Origin of the sequence: Erythrobacter sp., assembly GCA_019739335.1 — a bacterium.
In the GTDB taxonomy this organism is placed as follows: domain Bacteria; phylum Pseudomonadota; class Alphaproteobacteria; order Sphingomonadales; family Sphingomonadaceae; genus Alteraurantiacibacter.
Window position 1 is genome coordinate 731,837 of sequence record CP073261.1, and the last position, 22,153, is coordinate 753,989.

General features: G+C 65.4%; 15 protein-coding genes. 2 read left to right on the top strand and 13 right to left on the bottom strand.

What is annotated here, in order from left to right:
- Both JY451_03605 and JY451_03610 read right to left on the bottom strand, forming a co-directional pair.
- Positions 1–1,413 carry an aldehyde dehydrogenase family protein gene (locus JY451_03605; protein ID QZH76538.1) on the bottom strand — a complete coding sequence of 471 codons (1,413 nt, stop codon included), beginning with the start codon at positions 1,411–1,413 and terminating at the stop codon, positions 1–3.
- Between the two features lie 29 nt (positions 1,414–1,442).
- Positions 1,443–2,564, bottom strand: coding sequence for a fumarylacetoacetate hydrolase family protein (locus JY451_03610; GenBank protein ID QZH75694.1), 1,122 nt, complete (start codon positions 2,562–2,564; stop codon positions 1,443–1,445).
- Positions 2,565–2,668: 104 nt separating this feature from the next.
- Between JY451_03610 and JY451_03615 the strand changes: the two genes are divergently transcribed.
- On the top strand, positions 2,669–4,324 hold the full coding sequence (locus JY451_03615) for a glycoside hydrolase family 43 protein (protein ID QZH75695.1): 1,656 nt from the start codon (positions 2,669–2,671) through the stop codon (positions 4,322–4,324).
- Here the strand turns inward: JY451_03615 and JY451_03620 are convergent.
- The 8 genes from JY451_03620 to JY451_03655 form a co-directional block, all read right to left on the bottom strand.
- Positions 4,321–5,337, bottom strand: coding sequence for a glycoside hydrolase family 5 protein (locus tag JY451_03620; GenBank protein ID QZH75696.1), 1,017 nt, complete (start codon positions 5,335–5,337; stop codon positions 4,321–4,323). The two genes, JY451_03615 and JY451_03620, sit on opposite strands and share 4 nt — an antisense overlap.
- Positions 5,337–6,803 carry a carboxylesterase family protein gene (locus JY451_03625; protein ID QZH75697.1) on the bottom strand — a complete coding sequence of 489 codons (1,467 nt, stop codon included), beginning with the start codon at positions 6,801–6,803 and terminating at the stop codon, positions 5,337–5,339. The genes JY451_03620 and JY451_03625 overlap by 1 nt, the downstream gene beginning before the upstream one ends.
- Entirely contained in the window at positions 6,800–9,316 is a 2,517-nt protein-coding gene (locus JY451_03630) for an exo 1,3/1,4-beta-D-glucan glucohydrolase (GenBank protein QZH75698.1), read from the bottom strand. The genes JY451_03625 and JY451_03630 overlap by 4 nt, the downstream gene beginning before the upstream one ends.
- A gap of 89 nt (positions 9,317–9,405) precedes the next feature.
- The gene (locus tag JY451_03635; protein QZH75699.1) at positions 9,406–10,896 is read right to left on the bottom strand and encodes a tryptophan 7-halogenase; all 1,491 of its coding nucleotides are present in this window, start codon (positions 10,894–10,896) and stop codon (positions 9,406–9,408) included.
- Positions 10,893–11,906, bottom strand: coding sequence for a cupin-like domain-containing protein (locus JY451_03640; protein QZH75700.1), 1,014 nt, complete (start codon positions 11,904–11,906; stop codon positions 10,893–10,895). Before JY451_03640 ends, JY451_03635 begins: the two co-directional genes overlap by 4 nt.
- Positions 11,906–12,622, bottom strand: a complete 717-nt coding sequence (locus tag JY451_03645; protein QZH75701.1) for a SapC family protein — start codon at positions 12,620–12,622, stop codon at positions 11,906–11,908. Before JY451_03645 ends, JY451_03640 begins: the two co-directional genes overlap by 1 nt.
- Before the next feature lie 100 nt (positions 12,623–12,722).
- Positions 12,723–15,809: a TonB-dependent receptor gene (locus JY451_03650; GenBank protein QZH75702.1), complete on the bottom strand. Its 3,087-nt coding sequence runs from the start codon at positions 15,807–15,809 to the stop codon at positions 12,723–12,725.
- A 189-nt stretch (positions 15,810–15,998) separates the two neighbouring features.
- The gene (locus tag JY451_03655) at positions 15,999–17,012 is read right to left on the bottom strand and encodes a LacI family DNA-binding transcriptional regulator (GenBank protein ID QZH75703.1); all 1,014 of its coding nucleotides are present in this window, start codon (positions 17,010–17,012) and stop codon (positions 15,999–16,001) included.
- Between the two features lie 154 nt (positions 17,013–17,166).
- On the opposite strand from JY451_03655, the gene JY451_03660 reads away from it, so the two are divergent.
- Positions 17,167–18,513: a cellulase family glycosylhydrolase gene (locus tag JY451_03660; protein ID QZH75704.1), complete on the top strand. Its 1,347-nt coding sequence runs from the start codon at positions 17,167–17,169 to the stop codon at positions 18,511–18,513.
- Here the strand turns inward: JY451_03660 and JY451_03665 are convergent, their stop codons facing one another.
- The 3 genes from JY451_03665 to JY451_03675 form a co-directional block, all read right to left on the bottom strand.
- Positions 18,514–19,392: a glycoside hydrolase family 5 protein gene (locus tag JY451_03665; GenBank protein ID QZH76539.1), complete on the bottom strand. Its 879-nt coding sequence runs from the start codon at positions 19,390–19,392 to the stop codon at positions 18,514–18,516.
- 161 nt (positions 19,393–19,553) lie between these two features.
- Positions 19,554–20,552 (bottom strand): glycoside hydrolase family 5 protein, encoded by a 999-nt coding sequence (locus JY451_03670; protein ID QZH75705.1) that lies wholly within the window; start codon positions 20,550–20,552, stop codon positions 19,554–19,556.
- 17 nt (positions 20,553–20,569) lie between these two features.
- Positions 20,570–22,114, bottom strand: coding sequence for an alpha-L-fucosidase (locus JY451_03675; protein ID QZH76540.1), 1,545 nt, complete (start codon positions 22,112–22,114; stop codon positions 20,570–20,572).
- Positions 22,115–22,153 lie beyond the last annotated feature (39 nt).

Here is a 22,153-nt window from a genome sequence, read left to right on the forward strand (position 1 = left end):
TCAGTCTCCCGTATAAACCGTTTTTATCTGTGTGTAGAATTCGACAGCGGCAAAGCCCTGCTCGCGCCCGCCATAGCTGGAACCGCGCGTACCGCCGAAGGGCACGTGGTAATCGACCCCCGCGGTGGGCAGGTTGACCATCACCATGCCCGCCTTGATGTTCTTGCGGAAGTCGCGCGCCTTCGACAGGCTGGTGGTGACGATCCCTGCCGACAGCCCGAAGGTGCCGCGATTGGCTACTGCCAGCGCTTCGTCATAATCCTTGACCCGCACGGTCGAGACGACCGGGCCGAACACTTCCTCGTTGTTGATCCGCATCTCCGGCGCGGTATCGGCGATCACGGTCGGCTGCATGAAATGGCCCTGGGTCTCGGCAAGCGCCTGCTCGCCGCCCGCTACCAGCCGCCCGCCTTCGTCGCAGGCGATGCCGACATAACGGAAGTTCTGTTCGAGCTGCCGCGCCGAATTGGCGGGGCCGACCTGCGTGCCTTCGGCCAGCGCGCCGCCAACCTTGAGCGATTGCGCCTTGGCGGCCAGCTTTTCGACGAAAGCATCGTGAATGGCATCCTCGACGATCACCCGGCTCGATGCGGTGCAGCGCTGGCCGGTCTGGAAGAACCCGCCATCGGCGGCGATCGAGACCGCCTTGTCGAGATCGGCATCGGCGCAGACCACCAGCGGGTTCTTGCCACCCATTTCCAGCTGCACGCGCTTCTGCTTGGCCGCAGCACCGGCGAGCACCTTGGCGCCGGTCGCCTGGCTGCCGGTAAAGCTGATCGCGACAATTCCGTCATGCTCCACCAGCGCGGCCCCTGCATCGCCGCCGCCCAGCACCATGTTGAACACGCCAGCGGGCACTCCGGCTTCGTGGATAATCTCGGCAAGCATATGCGCCACCGCGGGCGTCTCGTTCGACGGCGCGATCACCACGGTGTTGCCGAAGGCAAGCGCGGGGGCGGCCTTCCACGCGGGAATGGCGATGGGGAAGTTCCACGGGGTAATCAGGCCGACCGGCCCGACCGCCTCGCGATAGGTGGCAACATCGAGGCCGGGGCGTGTCGATTCGAGCGTCAGCCCATGACGGCGCAGCGCCTCGCCCGCGAAATAGCGGAAGATGCGTGCGGCGCGCAGCGTTTCGCCCACGCCTTCGCCGCGCAGCTTGCCTTCCTCGCGCGCCAGCAATTCGCCGATCTCGGCGGAGCGGGCGAACAGGGCCTGGGCAATCTTCTCCAGCAGGTCGGCGCGCACTTCGGGGCTGGCATCGGCCCAGCCCTTCTGCGCGTCCTGCGCCGCAGAAACGGCAGCTTCGACATGGGCCGCATCGCCCTGCGGGAAGCGGGCGACGATCTCGGCGGTGTCCGAAGGGTTGATGCTTTCGAGCGTGTCGGCCGCGCCGGTGAAGGCACCGCCGATGTAGTGGGAAAGAGTGGAAGTCACGGTAATCAGATCCTGTCGATAAGCCCGCGCGAAGCGAGGTTGCGAATGAAAGCGCCGATGCCCATCGTCCAGGGCGGCGCGTCGCGGCTGGTGGTGACGGTATTGGTGAGCTTGCCCAGCCGCCGCGAGGAAATCGTCACCACGTCGCCCACCTTGTGGGTAAAGCCCGCACCCGGCGCATCGCGATCCTGCACCGGGGCAAACAGCGTGCCGCAGAACAGCACGAACCCGTCGGGGTAATGATGTTCGGACAGGCATTGTTCCACCAGATCGAGCGGATCGCGGGAAATCTGGCGCATGTCGTTGCTCCCTTCGAGCACGTAGCCCTCCGGCCCGAGGATATGCAGATCGACATTGGCCTGCCGCACATCGTCGATGGTAAAGCCATCGTCGAACAGGCGGATGAACGGGCCGATCGCGCAACTGGCGTTGTTGTCCTTCGCTTTCGACAGCAGCAGCGCGCTGCGGCCTTCGAAATCGCGCAGGTTCACATCGTTGCCCAGCGTTGCGCCAACAACCTCGCCGTGCGCATCGCAGACCAGCACCACTTCGGGCTCCGGGTTGTTCCAGCTCGAATCCGAACGCACCCCGACCATTGCCCCCGCACCCACGGTGGAGAGCACCGGCGACTTGGAGAAAATCTCCGCATCGGGGCCGATGGCGACTTCGAGGTATTGCGACCACATGCCTTGTTCGATCAGCAGGTCTTTCAGCCGCATGGCCTCGGCACTGCCGGGCACGACTTCGCGGATCGTGCCGACTTTCTCTTCGAGCGAGGCGCGAATTTCGGCAGCCCGCGCCGAATCGCCGCGCGCGCGCTCTTCGATCACCCGCTCGATGGCGGAAATCGCAAAGGTCACGCCGCTGGCTTTCACGGCCTGCAAGTCGATGGGAGTGAGCAGGCTCCAGCCTTCCGGGAGGCCGTTCTCCACCGGGCCGAGCGACCGTCCGCCCGCAAAGCTGCGACGCGCAATCGCGCCCGAAACGGTCGCCACGTCCTGCGTCAGGTCGAACAATTCGCCCTCGCGCACGGCAATCACGCACGGCCCTTCGGGCGCCAGAGCACGCCCGATAAAGCTGCCATCCCGGTAATCGGCGGGCAGCAGGCCCTGCAATTCTACGGACATTGTTTTCCTCTTGCCCCGCCTCTTGTCTTAAGGCCTGATAGCGCTACCATATGAGGCAGAACGCCACAGGGCAAGTGGCCGAATCCACGGAGAGGAAATTTCGTATGCGTGAAGGAATAGGTTTTGCAGCCGCCGGATTGGCCGCGCTGGCGCTGGCAGTTCCTGCCTGGGCCGGGCCGACCGCACGGTTCGAATATGTCGCTTACGAAGGCGAGGCCCAGGCAGTCCCCGCAGGCCAGTTCGCGAATCCCGTCCTGCCGGGTTTCCACCCCGATCCCTCGATCGTGAAAGTGGGGGACGATTTCTATCTCGTCACTTCCACCTTTGCCTGGTTCCCCGGCCTGCCGATCATGCACAGCCGCGATCTGGTGAACTGGCGGCAGATCGGCAATGCGATCGACCGCCCCGGCATGGTCGATTTCACCGGAATGTCGCTCACCGGCGACGCGCTCTATGCCCCGGCGATCACGCATCACGACGGCATCTTCTACATTTTCAACACCTGCGTGCGATGCGAGGGCAACTTCATGGTCACCGCCAGCGATCCCGCCGGGCCGTGGTCCGATCCGGTCTGGCTGGCGTTTGAGGGTATCGATCCCTCGCTCTATGTCGACGCCGAAGGGCGCGGCTGGATTACCTACAACGATGCCCCGGTGGGGGAGCCGCGTTACGAGGGCCACCGCGCGATCTGGCTGCGCGAATTCGATCTGGCGACCCAGCAACTGGTCGGCGAGCCCACGCTGCTGGTGGACGGCGGGGTGAACCCGGCGGACAACCCGATCTGGGCCGAAGGGCCGCACATCTACAAGGTAGGGGACTGGCACTACCTGCTGGCGGCAGAAGGCGGCACGGCAGACCAGCATTCCCAGACGATCTATCGCAGCCGCGACATCGACGGTCCTTACGAGTCCGGCCCGGTCAATCCGATCCTGACCCAGCGCGATATGCCGGCGAATCGCCCCGACCGGGTGGAAGCCACCGGCCATGCCGATTTTGTCGAGCTGGACGATGGCAGCTGGTGGGGGGTATTCCTCGCTACCCGGCCCTATGCCGGGCAGGATACGCTGCTGGGGCGCGAGACATTCCTGCTGCCGGTGGAATGGCGCGATGGCTGGCCGATCATGCTCGACAGTGGAGAACCCGTGCCGTTGACCGCCCCGCGCCCGGCATTGGCCCCGTCACCGGGGGCCGATTTCGATAGCTGGCGCGATGATTTCACCGCTGCAAGGCTTGGGCCGGAATGGCTGCGGATCCGCAACGTGCCCGATGTACAGAACATGGCACTGGAAGGCGGCGCGCTGATGCTGGCCCCGTCCGGCACCGATCTGGGCGAAGGCGCGATGCCGAGCTTTGCCGGGCAGCGGCTGCGCCATCACGCGGCGAGCTTCACCACCCGCTTTTCCTTCGCACCGCAAGCAGAGGGCGACTTTGCCGGGCTGGCGGCGGTAGCGAGCGAAGTCGCGTTCGTCAGCGTAGGGCTGATGGGCACGGAGCAAGGCCCGGTGCTGGCCGTATTGCGCCGCGATGGTGCGGGGATGGCTACCGGCGGCGAAGTGGTGCAATCGGTGCCCTATGCTGCGGGCGAGGTCGAACTGCGGATCGCTTTCGACAATGGCAATGCCGACTTCAGCTACCGTGCCCCCGGCAGCGGCACATGGCGCGTGCTGGCCGAGGATGTGGACGTTTCCCACATGGCCTCGGTGCGCAGCAACCTGTTCACCGGAGTGGTGGCCGGGCCCTACGCAGTAAGCGGCGACTAGTCTTCGGGCAGCCCGAAAGCCGCGCGCAGGCCGGGCAGCCATTGCCCGGTCTCCGCATCCCAGAACGGGAAGGTGTTGGCATAGGCCCAGGCGCACATGCCGATGCCGGTTGGGGCGAAGGCCTCGCGAACGGCAGTGTGGTAGGCGATCCGCTGGTCGAGCGCGGAACCGCCGTCGAATGCGCCCGTCTCGCCCATGAACGGGGTCAGCCCGGTGCGGGCGACATAGGCTTCAAGCTTGGCGACATCGCTTGCCAGCCGTTCGGCATCGGCGGGAGTGCCGTAGGGACGGGTGCCCGCTTCGGGAACCTGCCCCGCCCAGGTCGCGCCCTGGTGGGTGTAATCGAACGGCTCGTAGTAATGAAAAGTCGGGTGGACGTTGGGATCGTCGGGCAGTTCGAGCGTTGCCAGCGAATCGATGCCGCTCCAGTTGCCGCCGCCGATAATCACTGCGCGGGTGGGATTGGTGGCGCGGATTTCCGCCAGTGCGGGGGCCAGCGTGGCGACGAGGTTTTCGTTAGTGAACGCCCCGTGCGGCTCGTTCTCGGGTTCAAACCAAAGCCGGTCCGAACGATCGGCGAAATGCGCGCCCACCTGCCGCCAGATCGCTGCCAGCTTCGCCGCATTGCCAGCCGGATCGGCGTGCAGCTCCTCGAAATTGTGGCTGTTGAGCATGACGTTGAGATCGGCGGCGAGCGCGGCGTCGACCAGCTCGCTCACCCGCGCCAGCCACGCCGGATCGATGGTGTAGTCCGGCCCGTCCCCGGTCTTGTTCGCCCAGCGCACCGGCAGCCGCACGGTGGTGAACCCGGCAGCACGGATGCGGGTGAAATCCGCCGGGCCAAGCCGATGCGCGCCCCAGTCGTTCTCCTGCGGCGATTCGAGGTGATTGCCGAGATTGATGCAGGTGCCGACCGGCAGCGGCTCCGCCGGAGAAGCCTGCGCGGCGGCGGGCAGCGGGGCGAGCAGCAGGCTTGCACTGCAGCAGGTGGCAAGCAGGGTTCTCAGCGACATCAGTAAGCCTCCAATCGGGCGCAGATCGCGGCACGCGGGCGTGCGCTTTCCATCGCGGTTTTAGTTTGGGTGATGAGCAGTTGCCGGGAATTCTCGATCTGCCACGGCTCCCAGCCGGGGCGCGCTTCGGCAATACCGGCCACGCCATTGGGGTCGCCTGATACGGCTAGCGCCGCCCAGTAGTCCTGCATGAAGGCTTGCGACCCGATCGGCAGGCGTTCGAACACCCAGCCGATTTCATAGGCGTGCCGTGTCAGCCCGCCGTCTTCGCCGATATCGAATTCGTAGCGCCAGACGGGCCAGCCGCTCCGCGTGAGCAGGTCCGCAAGCTGGTCCGCGGGGCAATGGAACAGCACGTCCGAAATGATCCGCGTGCCGATCCCGCCGCGGCGCGGCTCGACCTGCTCGGCGCGGTAGAGCGCGAGCATTTCCTCTGCTTCATCGCCGAAATACTGGCGCGCCATGCCGCTTACCGTCGCCTCGTCATCGGGGGCGGAGAATTCCACCCGGTCGGTGCCGATGATGACCGGCAGCGGTTCGCGCCCCGCCAGCAACACGTCGGGCGCGGCGGGCAGCACCCTCCCGTCGATCACGGTGCGCAGGAACGGCGTGATCGCGCCGCCGCTAGTCTCTTCGTAGGCGGGTGTCGCGTCGAGAATTGCCTGCGCCGACATGCCGCGCAAGGTCGCCACGCTGCCGAATTGCGCGCCGACTTCCTCCGCCTCCGCCAGTGTGCGGAAGGACTGACCGAACCCCGGCGTCCCGCTTTGCAGGATTGCCGCGCCGAACAGGCCTTGCGCGGCGGGCGCGGCGAGCATCAGCGAAACGTCCTGCGAACCTGCGCTTTCGCCGAACAAGGTCACCTGCGAAGGATCGCCGCCGAAGCGATGGATGTTGTCGCGCACCCAGCGCAAGGCGGCGATCTGGTCCATCAGTCCGTAATTGCCGCTGAACCCTCCCTGCTCCTCGCTCAGTTCCGGATGGGCGAGGAAGCCGAGCACGCCGAGCCGGTACTGGATGCCGACCACCACCACGCCCTGCCGCGTCAGGTCCGAATCCGCCGGGCCGCCCGATGCGCCGGAGCGGTTCGAACCGCCATGGATCCACACCATCACCGGGCGCACGCCTTCGAGCGAGGGCGTGCGGACATCGAGCGTCAGGCAATCCTCGTCCCAGTCCGCCGCCTGCGCCGCGTTCCAGCCTTCGGAGTATTGCGGGCAGGCAGGCGCATTTTCCATGCCGTCGCGCACGCCCTGCCAGTCGGTGACCGGCTGCGGCGGCTGCCAGCGCAGATCGCCCGTGGGCGCGGCGGCGAAGGGAATGCCGCGAAACACCAGGCTGTCCGGCTCGACTGTGCCGCGCACCGTGCCCCCCGGCACTTCGACTTGCACCGTTTCCTGCGCGCAGGCCGCCAGCGACCCCAGTCCGAAGGCACTGGCCGCCAGCACGGCAAACAGCCGCATCATTCGCAAGCCAGCACCTGCTCGGCGTCCATGCCCAGACGCACTTCGGCCAGGCTCACATCACCCGCCCCGGTGCCGGAAAGCACGAAAGGCGTCTGCATCTGCGTCACGTCCACGCCTTGATCGCGGAAGCATTTGAGCGGAATGCCGTAGCGCACGAAACCCTGCCCTTCGGCAATGCCCAGCGCGCGCGTGCCCAGATTGCCCGCAGCATCGCGCATCCCGATCGCGGCGTTATCCGGCAGGTCCGTCGCGTTCATTGTGAACAGCAGCAGGATATCGGCATTGGTCTCGCGGCTGAGATCGACCGGTTCGAAGGTGCCCAGCGTGATCGTGGTAGCGCCGGGGCCGCTCAGTTCGAACCGCCGCGCGCCTTCCTGCACCACGTGGTTGACCGCCGAGATATCCACCCGCCCGCCGAGCACTTCGACCGGCACGGTAGTGATCCGCGTCTGGCTGCTCGGCTGTGCCGGATCGCCGACGTTCAGCGACCAGCTCGCCGCCGGAACGCCAGCAGCAAACCAGGTCCGCTCGTCGCCACCTGCCGCAACATTGGTGTTCTCCGGCAGCGGCGTCCACGCCACTTGCGGCGAGGCATAGCTGAGCCCGTCGCCGAAGCGGAACAGCGCGCCGTCCTCCATCCGCGCTGTCATGGGCCAGTCGGTCGGCAGGCGCCCGGTGAACTCGTGTCGCGGATTGCCCGCCGCATCGCCCACCAGCACATCGGCAATCCCGCCGCCTTCGCTGCCGGGGAGCCATGCCACCACGAAAGCATCGGCATCGTTAAAAGCCGGGTTCACATAGAGCGGCCGCCCGGTAATCATCACCGCCACCACCGGAATGCCCTGCTCGCGCAGCCGCTGCATCGTTTGCCACGGGCCGGTGAGCGCCTCATCGAGCTGCAGCGTGGCCCGGTCTCCCTGGAATTCGGCGTAGGGCGTTTCGCCGAACACCACCACCGCCACGTCTGGCCGCCGGGTGAAGCTGCCGTCGGGCGACAGCTCCGCCGACCCGCCGCCTTCGGTCATCGCTGCAGACAAACCGTCCCAGATCGAGGTCGCGCCGGGGAAATGCTCGTCGGTCAGCCCGGTACCCTGCCAAGTGATCGTCCAGCCGCCTGACTGGCGGCCGATATCGTCCGCGCCCTCGCCCGCCACCAGCAGGCGGCTGCCCGCCGCGATCGGCAGGGTGGACTGGTTCTTCAGCAGCACCAGCGACTGGCGCACGGCCTCGCGCGCCACTTCGCGGTGCTCTGGCGCGCCGAGCAATTCGTATTGCCCCGCCAATGGCCGCGTGCTCGGTGCGCCATGATCGAACAGGCCGAGCCGTAGCTTGACCCGCAGGATCCGCGCCACCGCATCGTCCACCCGCGCCATCGGCACTTCGCCGCTTCGGGTGCGCGCGAGCAGGTCTGCATAAACATCGCGCCAGGTATCGGGCGCCATGTACATGTCGATCCCCGCCAGCAGCGCCTGCGGGCAGCTTTCGTTGGTGCAACCCGCGACTTGCCCGTGGGCGTTCCAGTCGGAAACGACGAAGCCGCCGAAATCCATCCGGTCCTTCAGCACGCCAGTAAGCAGCGACTCGTTGCCGGTCATCTTCACGCCCTGCCAGCTGGAGAAGCTGGCCATCACCGTCGCCACGCCGCCTTCGATCGCCGGACCGTAGGGCGCGCCGTGAATGTCGCGCAGGTCTTCCTCGCTGATCGACGAATCGCCCTGGTCGACGCCGTTGTCGGTGCCGCCATCGGCAAGGAAATGCTTGGTCGAAGCGAGCACATAGGGGCCGGAAAGCAGGTCGGTATTGTCCGGATTACCCTGCAAGCCCTGCAACAGCGCGCCGACATAGCTGGCGACGAGTTCGGGGTCCGACGAATAGCCTTCATAGGCGCGGCCCCACCGGAAATCCTGCGGCACGGCCACGGTAGGCGCGAAGGTCCATTCCTGCCCGGTCACGCGGATTTCGGTGGCAGTGACGCGGCCGATCTGTTCGATCAGGGCCGGATTGTGCGCGGCTCCCAGCCCGATATTGTGCGGGAAAATAGTCGCGCCGATGATGTTCGAATGGCCGTGCACCGCATCGGTGCCCCAAAGCATCGGAATGCCCACGCCGCCGTCGCTCGTATCGACAGAGGCATTGTAAAACGCATCCGCCGCCGCCAGCCAGTCGGGCGCGGGGGAGAAGTCGTTGCCGTTGGGGCCGGAATTGCCGCCGACGAGGATCGAACCGAGGTGATACTCGCGCATATCCTCCGGCGTGACGCAGCACAGGTCCGCCTGCACCAGCTGGCCGATCTTCTCTTCCAGTGTCATGCTGGCGAGCAGCTGCGCGATCCGCGCTTCGTGTTCCGGATTGACCGTGACAGGATATTCGTAGGCAGGCCAGATCTCCGGATTGGCGACTCCGGCTCCACTGGCGGGCAGCGCGGCAGTGCTGGCGGTATCGCCTGGCGGAACCGTTGCGCAAGCGGCCAGCGCCAGCGCGGGCAGGCAAGCAAAAGCCGGTTTGAACCTCATAACCCTCTCCATTTTCCGTCCGCCTTGAGTGAACGATCACAATGGCGGAATTCCTTGACTGACATCGCTGTCATAAGTGGTCGAAGAGGTCAATCCCTCTCGGTCCGGCAATAGCTGTCGATCACTTCCCGGTGGCTCGCCATCGTGGCCAGTTGTGCGGCGATCCGCTGGCGCAGGCCGTCGAGCGACGCGCGCAGTTTTTCATCGCTCACCAGCCTTGCGAGGCGGTGCCAGCCAGCGGGTTGCAGGTTCTGGCCGAGCATCACCTGCGCCCAGCTATCCACCCGGAACAGGTCGTCCGCCGCCTGCCACGCTTCCGCGCTTTCGGCGAAAAGGTCGATCCGCTCCTGCAAGGTATCGGGCACCGCCATCGCCGCCATGTCGCGCCAGAACGGCGTGTCGGTCCGCTGGGTCAGCTTGTAATGCAGGATGACGAAATCGCGCACCCTGTCGATCTCGGCATCGGCCATGCGGTTGTAGCGGGCGCGTTGCGCGTGGCTCGCGGGGCCGAAGGGGAATTGCTGGATCAGCCGCGTTACCCCCGCCATGAACAGGTGGATGCTGGTCGATTCGAGCGGCTCGACAAAGCCGGAGGACAGCCCAAGTGCGACCACGTTGCGCTCCCAAACCCGCCGCCGCTTGCCGGTGGTGAAGCGGACCAGCCGCGGCTCGGTCAGCAGTTCGCCCTCGACGCTTCCGAGCAACAGTTCGCGCGCCGCGTCGGGTTCCATATGCCGGCTGGTGAAGACGCAGCCGTTGCCCATGCGGTGTTGCAAGGGGATGCGCCACTGCCACCCTGCGCCGTGCGCAATCGCGCGGGTATAGGGCACCGGATCGCCCGCCTGCCGGGTCTGCACGGCGAAAGCGCCGTCCATCGGCAGCCAGTGGCTCCAGTCCTCGAAACCCTCCTGCAACTCGCCTTCGATCAGCAGCGCGCGAAAGCCGGTGCAGTCGATGAACAGATCGCCTTCCAACCGCTCACCGCTGTCGAGCAGCAGCGCCGAGACATCGCCGCTTTCGCCGTGACGTTCTACCGAGGCGATCTTTCCCTCAATGCGCACCGCACCTTCGGCCTCGGCAATCTGGCGCAGGAACGCGGCATAGCGCCCGGCATCGAGATGATAGGCGTAGTTGGTCGCCGCCTCGCCCTCGAGTGCCAGCTTGCCCGCCAGCGCCGCCTCGTGTTCCAGGCAGTATGCGCCCACCGGCTCGGCAAAGCCGCGCGCGCGCGCTTCGAGCCAGAAATGCTGGAATTCGGCCACCCAGGTCTTCATCGGCACGGAGCCAAACGAATGGATGTAGCTGTCGCCCAGCTGGCCCCAGTCGTCGAAACGGATACCCAGTTTGAAGGTCGCCCCGGTGGCGCGCATGAAGGCGGCTTCGTCGATCCGCAACAGCTGGTGGAACGAGCGCGCGGTTGGGATGGTCGCTTCGCCCACACCGACGGTGCCGATGGCATCGCTTTCCACCAGCGTCACCTGCACCAGCGAGCCGAGTTGGCGCTGGATCGCGGCGGCGGCGATCCAGCCGGCGGTGCCGCCGCCTGCGATTACCACCCTGACCGGCTGGTCCACGCTCACCGCTGGAGCTTCCGCAGGACCTGCGCCCGCAATCGCCGCGCTGCGCCGGGATCGAGCGGGGCGAGCGGCCCTTGCGCATGCTCCGGCAGGTGCGCGCGCGGCAGGTCGGGATCGCCGAACAGGTAATAATCGAACAGCGCCCGCCACGCCTGCCGCTCCTGCTCGGGCCTTTCGCGCAGGGAGAGGAGGCCATGCAGAAGGGTGGTCTGCGGGCTGTCGATGTGCGCCGGAACGCTGTTCCACCAGTAGTTTACCAGCACGTTGAACGGTGCCAGCGCCTCGACGCAGTGCCACCACATCGCCGGATAGATCAGCACGTCGCCCGGTTCCATCTCCGCCACCTGCGCATTTTCCAGCGCTTCGGCAAAGCGCGGGAAGCGGTCGAGATCGGGCGCGGCGAGATCGACCATCGAGACGACCTGCCCGGCGGGCGTCGGCTCCAGCGGGCCGGGATAGAGATTGGCCACCTGATCGGGCGGAAACAGCGTGAACCGCCGCTGCCCGACGGCACAGACGGCGATGTTGTGCGAGTAGTCGTAATGCGCCGAAGCCGTGGTGCGATTGCCGATCCACAGGCTGGCGAGGCCGGGTTGTTCCACCAACATCGGGTGGATTGCCGCCAGATCGAAGCCGTTGGCAGCGGTGAAGCCGGGGAAATAAAGGCCGATATCGGTCGACCCGACATAGACCGGATCGCTACCTGCCAGCAGGTCATCCAGCACCTGCGCCAGCGGTTCGCGGGTGCCGGTGAAGTTGAAGCCGTCGAGCGCATCGTTGTAGTGAAACCGCCCCCGCATCGCGGCATCGCCGCGATAGACGGTGACGGGACCGCCGTTGCTGTAGCGGCGCAGGAGGTCGGCGGCAGACTTGGCCGATTTGCGCCCTGCTTCGACCAGTTCCCAGTTGCTAGCCGCGCCTTTGAACAGCAGGGGCTTGGCTTCGGCTACAGTGGCTTCCCACCCCGCGCCGCTAGGCAACCGACCGTCCTGCTGTTCTACCGCGATGACCATCAGGCCGCGCGCAGCGCGTCGCGCGCCAGCAGGGTATTGAAATTCGCTATGGATGCGGCTGCTTGAAAAGCAGGGCCGAGTAATCCGGCAGCGTTCAATCGCTCCAATTGTTCGCCGGACAAGGCCGCCAGCCGGTCTTCCGCCACGGCGAGATAGCCATCGAACCGCACCTGCTGGCCATTCGCGCGCGTGACGGTGAGATTGGCGGGTTCGATCACGCCCGATTCGGCGAACTGTTCGGCCATCTGTGCCATCTGCGCCAGCCCCGCGTGAACGGTGCGCAGCGCGGCAATCGCGCTTTCGAGCGCAGGCGCATGGCCGCCGTGTTCGCGAAACAGCGGTAGCGCCTCCGCATCCTCGGCGTCGGCTATACGCGGATGGTCCAGATCGACCAGCACCGCCAGGTCGCCGTCCACCCCGCCGCCCAGCCGGAACGGCCCGGTCCGCGTTAGCGCTGGAACATAGCGCGCGTCCCAGCGCCCATCGGAGACGAACAGATTGCTGTCCCGCTCCAATCCAAGGATCGCAACCGCCGCAAGTCCGCCCTCGCCCGCATGGAACAGGATCGGGCAATCGCGCTGGACAGCGGCGAACTCTGACGGAAACACCGGCACCTGGTTCACGCAGTCGCCGAAGCGCTGCCCGTGTCCGGGCTTCAGGCGCAGATCGGCATGGGCAACGTTATCGAGCGGTGCAAAGCGGGTCATGGTGGTCACGCTACATTACTGTGAGGGGCAAAAGAAGAGACGCCCCTCGCCACGAAAGCCGCGACCTCCAGACGAGATCGCGGCTCCCGGGAGAAGCTTGTGAAAACGGTCAGAACCGCATCCGCGCTCCGACATAGTAGCGCGGCCGACCTTCGACGATGAACCACGGCTGGTTCTCGGTGCGGGCATATGTCTTCACGTTGGAACCGGTCAGGTTGATCGCTTCGAACGACACGACGATGTTATCGGTAATGTCGTAAGACACGTTCAGATCGACCTGGTCATAGGTGTCGACGAACACCGGATTGCGCGACGATCCCCGGCTGTTGTTGGTGAGGAAAGTGTCGCGCCAATTGTACGTTAGCCGCGCCGAGATCCCGTAGTTCTCGTAGATCAGCGAGGCATTGGCGGTATCCGACAGGCCAAGCAGCGCGAACTGGTCGGCATTCGTCGGGGCGGTGATATCGAACCCGACATCGCCGCGCACCAGCGTATAGGCCGCGGCCACGCCGATCCCGGTATCGCCGAGGAAGTACTGCCCGGCGATTTCGAAGCCGTAGATATGCGCGTCTTCGGAATTGACCGGCTGCTGGGTCTGGAACTGGAACAGCGGATCGTTCGGCCCGGCTTCGAGGTCATAGAGGATGTTGATGTTGTCGATATAGGTCTGGCTGAGCGCATTGGATCCAGCCTGCCTTGGCGCGGCGAGGAACTGTGCCACACCATCGGCAAAGCCGAAGTTGTCGATCAAGGCGGACAGCACGAACAGGTTGTCATCCGAAACGTCGAAGGCGTTGTTCTGTAGATATTCGAGCGCCTGACCCGAAACCGTGCCGGGTTCGCCGGAACTCGGGTTGCGGAGGCCGAACAGCGGCTGCGTCGTCTGTCCGGTGCCGACGAAATTCTGCACCCGCTTGTCGAAGAAGCCGACCGAGACATAGCTCGACGGGGCAAAGTACCACTCGGCGCTGACATCGAAGTTGTCCGACACCAGCGGCACCAGTTGCGGGTTGCCGCGGTTGCCGCCGGGCACCCCGCCAAGCGCAGTCGGCCGGTTCGGGTTGCCGGGATTGGTCGAGGCGAACAGCGATCCGAAATCTGGCCGGGCAATCGTGCGACCGAAGGAGACGCGGCCAACCACATCGTCGGTCAGTTCGATCGAGAAATCGAGCGCCGGGAGGATGTGTTCGTAGCTGTTGTCCCCGCTCACCGCTTCGGGCGTGGGCGAAAGATTGGCAACGAAGTCGTTGTTCTGCGTCCAGACGATTTCCTGCGGAATCCCCTGCAGCGTCACCGATTCCGAATTGGTGTGTTCATAGCGGACACCGGCAAGGATGTTCACCGGGCGGCCCATCAGTTCGGTATTGAGATCGACTTCGGCATAGACCGCCAGGATGTCTTCCTCGACCTGGTTATCGGACGTGCCGTTGATCGTCGGGTTATTGACGAAGGCGTTGAACAGCGCCGTCGCATCGCCGCGGAAAGCGGTGGAGAGCGGATCGCCGGCGGCGATGCCGGTGTCGAAATCCTGCCACTGGCAGACGAGGCAGAACGGCTCGACCAGATCGCCGGCCTGCGCAGCGATATCTCCGATATTGCCCACGCCCCAGTCACCCAGCGCGTTGTAGGTGCTGATGGTGCGGCTGCTCATCGAAGCTCCGCGGTAGCTGGCACCGAACGACACACGATCGTCGTCACCCACATCCCAATGGGCATCGAGCCGCGCTTCATCGACTGTCTGCGACTGGTAGGCAGTCTGGCTGCGCGCGACCTGCGTGCCGAGATCGGGAATGTCGAGAATGCCGTTGTTGTTGCCGTTGCCGTCATCGAATTCGATGAACTGCTGCGGGAACCCGTCAACGATGTTCAGCCCCTGATCGACGATCGACTTCTGCGCAAAAGCGAACAAGGTGGAGGTGTGGCCGTTGGGATTGTTCGGCCGCGCATTGGCTTCCGAATGGTGACCGTCGAACTCGAGCGTGAAATTGTCGGTCAGCTCGTACGCGACATTGAGGCCAAGCGAATAGAGCTCGTCCTCGGTGGCGCGATATTGCTGCTCGAAGCCGCCGTCCTTGGGCGCGGTGATCACATCGTCGATGAAGATCGCGGTGGCGACATCGGGATTGCCGTCGAAAGTGATCGCATCGAAGGGACGGTTGTACCAGGTTGTCTGGTCGACCCGCTGCTCTTCGGCCTGGTTGCGATAATAGGTCGCGTCAGCCGTGATCTCCAGCCGGTCCGACGGGGCAAATTGCAGCGTCAGTTGGCCGTTGATCCGCTCGCGCGAGAATTCCGAATAGTGATAGCGGGTATCATTGGGGATCGCGATCAGCGTGTCCGGATCGCTCGGCGCATTCTGGACTACGGTATTGCCGTCCGCGCGGCGGAAGGTGGTGGACGATGCGAAATCGCCGTAAGTCAGGATGTTCCAGTCGTTCGCCGATTCCGACACGGCCGAGTTGTTGCGGCGTTGGAAACTGCCGAACAGACCAATGCCGAAGGTGCCCGCTTCATTGCTCCAGTTGAGCAGGCCGGACACTTCCGGCGTGATGCGATCGAGATCATAGGTATCGGCTTCGTCATAGGCGGCCTTGACGCCGATCGAGCCGGACAGGCCTGCGGCTGCATCAAGCGGACGACGGGTAACGATGTTGATCGCCGCGCCGATGCCGCCACCGGGGATGCCGGCGCGCGCGGTCTTGTACACTTCCAGTCGGGAGACGCCTTCGGACGCGAGATTGGCGAAATCGAAGCTGCGGGTGGTGCCGGAAACGAAGTCGCCGTTCTGGTCCTGCCCGACCGAGGCAATGCTGGCCGTCGGCAGCGTGCGCCCGTTGAGCGTGACGAGGTTGAAGCCGGGGCCGAAGCCGCGCACGGTGACGCGCGAACCTTCGCCGTTCACACGGTCGATCGACACACCGGTGATGCGCTGCAGCGACTCGGCGAGGTTTGTATCGGGGAAGCGGCCGATATCCTCGGCAGAGATGCCGTCCACCACGCCGGAACTGTTGCGCTTCAGGTCAATCGCGCGGTCGAGCGAGGCCCGCACGCCGGTGACCACGATCGAATTGTCGGGCTCCTCAGCAGCGGGATCAGCATCCTGCGCGAAGACCGTGGTAGCGCTCCCAATTCCAGCTGCCAGAGCGAGGATCGAGATCGAATGACGGATTACGGACGGTTTACGGATGTTCCTCAAGACAAATCCTCCCTTGCCGCGCCAACCCCTGCGAGTCGCGCCTCCTCTATGACCGCTTTTGTGCGGCTTGGTGGTATAGCTACCATTACTCTGACAAGGCTGTCAAGATAGTGCATCGAGGCGTGCCTACGATGCACCGCCAAACGGCGTGAGAATCGGGCTGGAGCGCGCGGTTTGCGCGACTAGCTGCTAGTTGTGTGGAGCAGCGGTGGAGCCGCGCAGGTGCAAACGGTAGGGATGGACAAGCGGGACCGTTTCGCTTTTCCCTCCAAGCAAGTGCAACAACTGGTCGGTAGCATCTGCAGCGATAGACGCTACGGGCTGTTCGACGGTGGTCAGCTGCGGCCAGCATAGCCGCGCAATTTCGGCATCGTCGAACCCGGCAACCGAAAGCTCGTCCGGCACCACGATGTCCAGTTCGCGCGCGGTGGTCAGCACGGCTGCTGCCATATCGTCGTTCTGGGCCAGGATTGCGCTTGGCCTGTCCGTCCTCTCCAGTAGCGCGCGCGCTGCGCGCTGGCCACTGGCGTAAGTGAAATCACCCTGCTCCAATGCCACCGATCCGGCATCGATCCCGGCGGCATCGAGCGCATCGCGATAGCCTGCCAGTCGCGCCTGCGTCGCGCCGTGGCTCTGGTGGCCGAGCACGATCCCGAAGCGGCGATGCCCCAGATCGATCAGGTACTGCGCCACCGCGCGCGCGGCCTCGCGCTCGTCCAGCATGGCGCAGGCGCCGCGTCCCGGCATGGTCGAGGGCGTGATCCGGGCATAGCGGATCCCCGCCGCGTCGAGGCTGTCGAGCACTTCGGGAATGTCGCAACTGGGCGGGGCGAGCAGCACGCCATCCACCATCGAACTGCGCAGCAGCGCGATCAGCCCGGCGGCATCGCTGCGGGCTTCGGCAAAGGGCAGAACCACCAGCCGGTACCGCTCGCTTTCGAGACGATCGAGAGCGCCGCGTTGAAGGTCCACCACGTAGCTGGGGCTGGGCCGCTCATAGGTGAGCCCGATCAGGAAACTCCGCCGCGAAATCAGCGCCTGCGCGTTCATGTTGGGCTGGTAATCGAGCCTGGCCGCAACGGCCTTCACCCGCTCGCGCAGGTCGGGGCGGACATAGGGCTCGTTGTTGAGCACGCGCGACACCGTCTTGGCCGAGACGCCTGCCTGTTCGGCGATGTCCATGATGGTGGCGCGCTTGTTCATTTTTCCCCACCCGCCCCATGCGGCATTGCCCGCAAGGCTGCAAGGGGAGGTGAAGGCGAGCGACGGGGGGTTTTCTGACAAGGTTGACAGAATGGCCCTTCCCAAACTCCGCCAAGGCTGCCTAGACTTGGGCAAAAGCGAGAGGGAGCAGGCCATGACCGGATCGAAGGCAAGCCGCAGGCAGGTGTTGCAGGCAGGGGGCGGCGCGCTGGCCGGAATGGCACTGGCGGGATGCGCCACCGGGGCGGGCGTACAGCAGGTAACAGGTTTCATCTCCACCGATGGGCGATCGCTGGTGCGCAATGGCCGACCCTATCGCTTTGTCGGAGCGAATGCCTGGTACCTCGCGTGGTTGGGGGCCGACGCCGCCTATGGCGATCGCGCGCGGTTGATGCGCGAACTCGACCGGATGCGCGCGCACGGCATCACCAACCTGCGGATCATGGCGAGCGGCGAGGAAGGGCCGGTGCGCAATTCGATCCAGCCGGGTTTCGTGCGCGCCGATGGCAGTGTGAACCGCGAACTGCTCGAAGGGCTCGATTTCGCGATGGCCGAGATCGGCAGGCGCGGGATGGTGGCGGTGCTGTGCCTGACGAACTTCTGGGAATGGTCCGGCGGAATGATGAACCGGCTGGCCTGGGCCACAGGGCAGTGGACGGACATGAACGATCCCGCCCATCCCTGGCCCGCTTTCCCCGATGCCGTCAGCGCATTCTATTCCAACGCGCAGGCGAAGGATGGCTATTATGATTACGTGCGGATGATGGTCGGGCGGGTGAATTCCGTCACCGGCATTCCCTATGCCGAAGATCCCGCGATAATGGCCTGGCAACACGCCAACGAACCGCGCCCCGGCGGGACCGAGGAAGGGATCGAAGCCGCGCTGCCGCATTACTACGACTGGATCGACACCACCGCCGCTATCATCCGCGAGGTCGATCCGAACCACCTCGTTTCGCTGGGCCACGAAGGGACGCAAGGGGCCAATGGCCGCGCCGACGTGGTGGAGCGGGCGCACCAGAACATCGACTATCTCACCGCACATATCTGGCCGCTCAACTGGGGCTGGGTCGACGGCAAGGATCTCGAAGGCACCTGGCCAGCCGGGCGGGTGCTGGTGGAGGACTATCTCACCAGCCACATCGCGCTGGCCAATGCGGCGGGCAAGCCGCTCACAATCGAGGAATTCGGGTTCCCGCGCGATGGCGAACTCTATGCGCCAAACGTGCCGACAACCTTCCGCGAACGCTACTACCGCACGATTTATGCCGCCGCCGAAGCCCATGCATCGGGCAATGGCGGCCCGGTGGCGGGGACCAATTTCTGGGCGTGGAACGGCGAGGCACGGGCACGGCACGCGGACTTCCGCTACCAGAACGGCGACAACGCCTACATGGGCGATCCGATGCACGAGCCACAGGGCTGGTACGGCAATTTCGACAGCGACGCGGAGATGCTGGCGCTGGTGGAAGCCCACGCGGAGGCGTTTGCTACCGGGTAGCTACTCCCTCACCGGCGCGGATATCCGGCGCACGATCTCGCCGTGCCACTGGCCGCTGGCGCTGTCCCACAGCTCGAAGGTGTTGGTGTAGCCCCAGGCGCAGCTATCGACGCCGATCGAGGCGAAGGCTTCGCTCAGCACTTCGTAATAGTCCTCCCGTGCAGCCAGCGGGCGCGTCACCCAGGCACCATATTCGCCGACAAACGGCACCCGCCCGGTGCGGGCCATGTAATCGCGCACTTTCTGCAGGTCGGCTTCGATCAGCGCCAGATCCTCTGCACTGCCGAACCAGTCGCGGCTGGGCGGATCGAGCCAGTCGGCTTCGGGAAAACCGAAGTTGACCGGCGAATAGTAGTGGAAGGTCGGCACGGCATAGGGATCGTCCGGGAAGGGACTGGTGAGCATGGCATCCAGCCCTGCCCATTCCGGCCCGTCGATGACCACGATACGGGTGGGATTGGTCCGCCGGACTTCTGCCAGCGCAGGCTCGATGGTTTGCAGCAGGTTTTCCGCGTTGAACCGATTGTGCGGCTCGTTGACCAGTTCGAAACTGACACTCGCGGGAGCATCGGCAAAGCGTTCGCCGATCTGCCGCCACAGCCCCGCGAGCCGCGCGGTGTGGCCCGCCGGGTCTTCTACGATCTCCTCGTAATGGTGGAGGTCGATAATCACCGAAAGCCCGCGCGCGGTGGCGAGGTCCACAATATGCGCCACCCGCTCCATGAACACGGGATCGATGGTGTAGGGCGGCCCCTCCAGCGCATGTGCGGAAAAACGCGCGGGCAGGCGGATAGCGGTGAAGCCCGCATCGGCGATCCGCTCCACATCGGCATCCTCGAACGCGCGGCCCCAATCGCCTTCGCGCGGCGCGTCGAGCATATTGGAAAGGTTGACGCATTTGCCCAGATCGAGCCTTGGCCCCACGCGCGGCACGGCAGGCGGCGCGGGGGTGAAATGATCCGCCAGATCGAGCAATGGCGGCGGCGTGGGGGCCGTTTCGCAACCCGTCAGCAGCAGCGCCACGGCACCCGCCAGCGCCCTCACCGATAGCCCTCCGCCGCTGCCGCCGCCCGCAGCCGTTCGCGCAGCAGGCGACCGCTTTCGGTCAGATCATCATCCTGCCAGCCCGATGGCCCGGTACCCGGCACCAGTGCGGCGCTGGTTTCGTCCTTGTCGGCGATCGACCAGTTGATCCAGCCCACGCCATTGGCCTCGGCCCAGTCCCACCAGGCTTCGCTTTCGGCGTAATCGATCGGCCCGTTGCCCGTCGCTTCCACCGTGCCGAATTCGGTAATGAACAATGCCGCACCCGAAGCCAGCGCCGCATCGCCGCGTGCGCGCAGTTCCGCCCCGTGAGTGGCGGCGTAGTAATGCAGGGTATAGGCGACGTTGGAGAAAGGCAGCGGATTGCGCGCGGCTTCGTCGACGTTCTGGCTCCAGCTCGGCGTTCCGGCGATCACCAGATTGTCCGGATCGACCGCGCGGATCGCACCGACCACCTGCATGTGATAGGGCCGCACATCGCGCGACCATTCGACATTGTCGCGCAGCGGTTCGTTGAACGGCTCGTAGATGACATTGGGCAGGTGCCCGTAGTCGCGGGCGATTTCGGTCAGGAACCGTTCGGCTTCATCGGGATGCGCGGTGTGCGCGTGCCAGTCGATGATAACATAAATGCCGTTCGCCACTGCCGCGTCGATCACCGTGCGCGCCTTGGCCATTTCCCGGTCGTAATGGGTTAGCGCGCTGTCCCGCTCGTGCACGGCGATGGCGGCGCGGATCACGGTGACGCCCCAGTCCTGCACCAGCCAGTCGACCGTCTCGCGCGAATAGTATTCCGGCTCCCACTGCGACCAGAACAGGCTCATCCCGCGCAGCGTTACCGGTTCGCCGTGTTGGTCGGCAATCCGGTTGCCCGCCACCGACAGCGCCCCGTGTCGGGCGACGGGTGAGTTGGTCGGGGCTTCCATTTGCGCGGGCGGAACCGTAGCGCAGGCCGCGAGCAGGCAGGCGGCGAACAAGGCAAACAGGCGGTGCATGGGCAATACTCCGGTGGTCAAACGGGAAGCTGACTGAGATCGATCCGAATTACGGGGACAGTATACCTATGAATGTCGGCGGGCAGGGTGATGGCTAGGCTATCAGTGGCCTGATCGTATGGGCAATCGCCACCCGCGACGAGTTGCACCCGCTCCACCCGCGTACCCGCCGCTGTGCCGATATCTCGCAGCGCCAGCGGTCCCGCCACAGGATCGAGCAGCAACGCAAACAGCGCGCCATTCTTCACGGTAAAGCGCACCCCGCCGCCTTCATCCTGCCCAAAGCTTCGCCACGGACGCGAGCCGTAGATCGCCGCTTCGCCCTCCCGCGCCATCCAGCGGCCAAGATCGCCGAGAATTGCCTGCTCGACGCCGTCCAGCGTGCCATCCCCGCGCACCGGCACCGAAAGCAGCAGCGTACCGTTTTTCGCCACCACGTCGGCCAGTTGCCGGATCACCCCGCGCGCATCGACATAAGAGCGGTCCCGGTAGCGACCGCGGTTGTAGTGCCAGTCACCGATGCAAGTAGCGGTCTGCCACGGTTCAGGAAGGATTTGCGTCGCGGCAGAGCGTTCGTGATTGTGCAGCGTGCCTTCGCCGGGGCGGAAGCCCGCGCTCATCACCCCGCTGAAATAGCCGGTGCGGGCAATTGCCTGGTTGTAGAAATGCGCCGCCGCCATGTGCCCGATTGCACCGAAGGGCAGGTAATGGCTGTCCTGATAGAGGAAATCGGGCTGGTAGCGTTCGACCAGCTGCATCTGCCGCGCCAGCCAGTGCAGCGCATAGCCGGGATCGCCGGGCGGTTCGCTCTCCAGCCATTGCCCGCTGTTCGCATCGTGCCAACTCCGCATCGCGGCGGGACTGTCGAGACCGGCAGGCGGCACCATCCGTGGCCCGGTGTAGAGCGCCTGCGGATCGAGCCCCTCCCATGCCGTGCCGCGCCCGTCTGCAGCAGTCAGGCGGAAGGCATCGTAACGCTCGCCCGCGCGCGGGCCACTCGTGTCATAGCCATAGGCGGTCTGCCACCAGTGCCACGCATGGCTGGCGTGGTTGCTGACCCCGAACGGCAGGCCAAGCCGCCGTGCCGCCTGTGCCCAGCCACCGACCAGATCGCGCATCGGCCCGATGCGGGTGGCGTTCCATTGATGAGTGCTCGGAAACAGGTCGAAATTGTCGTGGTGGCAGGCCATTGCCACCAGAAACCTAGCGCCTGCGTCGCGGTAGGCACCGAACACCGCGTCCGGGTCCCAGTTCTCCGCCCGCCAGTTGGCGATCACATCGATAAAGCCGCGATCCGCCGGGTGGCCGTAGAGCTGGCGGTGGTGTGCGGCCTGCTCGTGATCCTCCAGATAGAGATGCCGGCCGTACCAGTCGCCCGCTTCGGGCGCGCATTGGGGGCCCCAGTGTGCCCAGAGGCCGAGCTTGGCATCGCGGTACCAGTCGGGAACGGTGAAGGCTTCACGCAGGCTCTCGGCAGTCGGCTGCACCGGACCGCTGGCCAGCGCCATCTGCGCGCGCAGGGCCGCAGGCGCACCGGCAAGCAGTGCCGCAGCTCCGGCCATCATCTCCCTTCGCCGCATGATCTCTCCCGATTCCAAAAG

Excerpts from the sequence above, each read along its gene's own strand:
- JY451_03675 (QZH76540.1), bottom strand. The coding sequence starts at position 22,114 with ATGGCCGGAGCTGCGGCACTGCTTGCCGGTGCGCCTGCGGCCCTGCGC.
- JY451_03610 (QZH75694.1), bottom strand. The coding sequence starts at position 2,564 with ATGTCCGTAGAATTGCAGGGCCTGCTGCCCGCCGATTACCGGGATGGC.
- JY451_03615 (QZH75695.1), top strand. The coding sequence starts at position 2,669 with ATGCGTGAAGGAATAGGTTTTGCAGCCGCCGGATTGGCCGCGCTGGCG.
- JY451_03670 (QZH75705.1), bottom strand. The coding sequence starts at position 20,552 with ATGCACCGCCTGTTTGCCTTGTTCGCCGCCTGCCTGCTCGCGGCCTGC.
- JY451_03630 (QZH75698.1), bottom strand. The coding sequence starts at position 9,316 with ATGAGGTTCAAACCGGCTTTTGCTTGCCTGCCCGCGCTGGCGCTGGCC.
- JY451_03625 (QZH75697.1), bottom strand. The coding sequence starts at position 6,803 with ATGATGCGGCTGTTTGCCGTGCTGGCGGCCAGTGCCTTCGGACTGGGG.
- JY451_03620 (QZH75696.1), bottom strand. The coding sequence starts at position 5,337 with ATGTCGCTGAGAACCCTGCTTGCCACCTGCTGCAGTGCAAGCCTGCTG.
- JY451_03655 (QZH75703.1), bottom strand. The coding sequence starts at position 17,012 with ATGAACAAGCGCGCCACCATCATGGACATCGCCGAACAGGCAGGCGTC.
- JY451_03640 (QZH75700.1), bottom strand. The coding sequence starts at position 11,906 with ATGGTCATCGCGGTAGAACAGCAGGACGGTCGGTTGCCTAGCGGCGCG.
- JY451_03665 (QZH76539.1), bottom strand. The coding sequence starts at position 19,392 with ATGCTCGACGCGCCGCGCGAAGGCGATTGGGGCCGCGCGTTCGAGGAT.
- JY451_03660 (QZH75704.1), top strand. The coding sequence starts at position 17,167 with ATGACCGGATCGAAGGCAAGCCGCAGGCAGGTGTTGCAGGCAGGGGGC.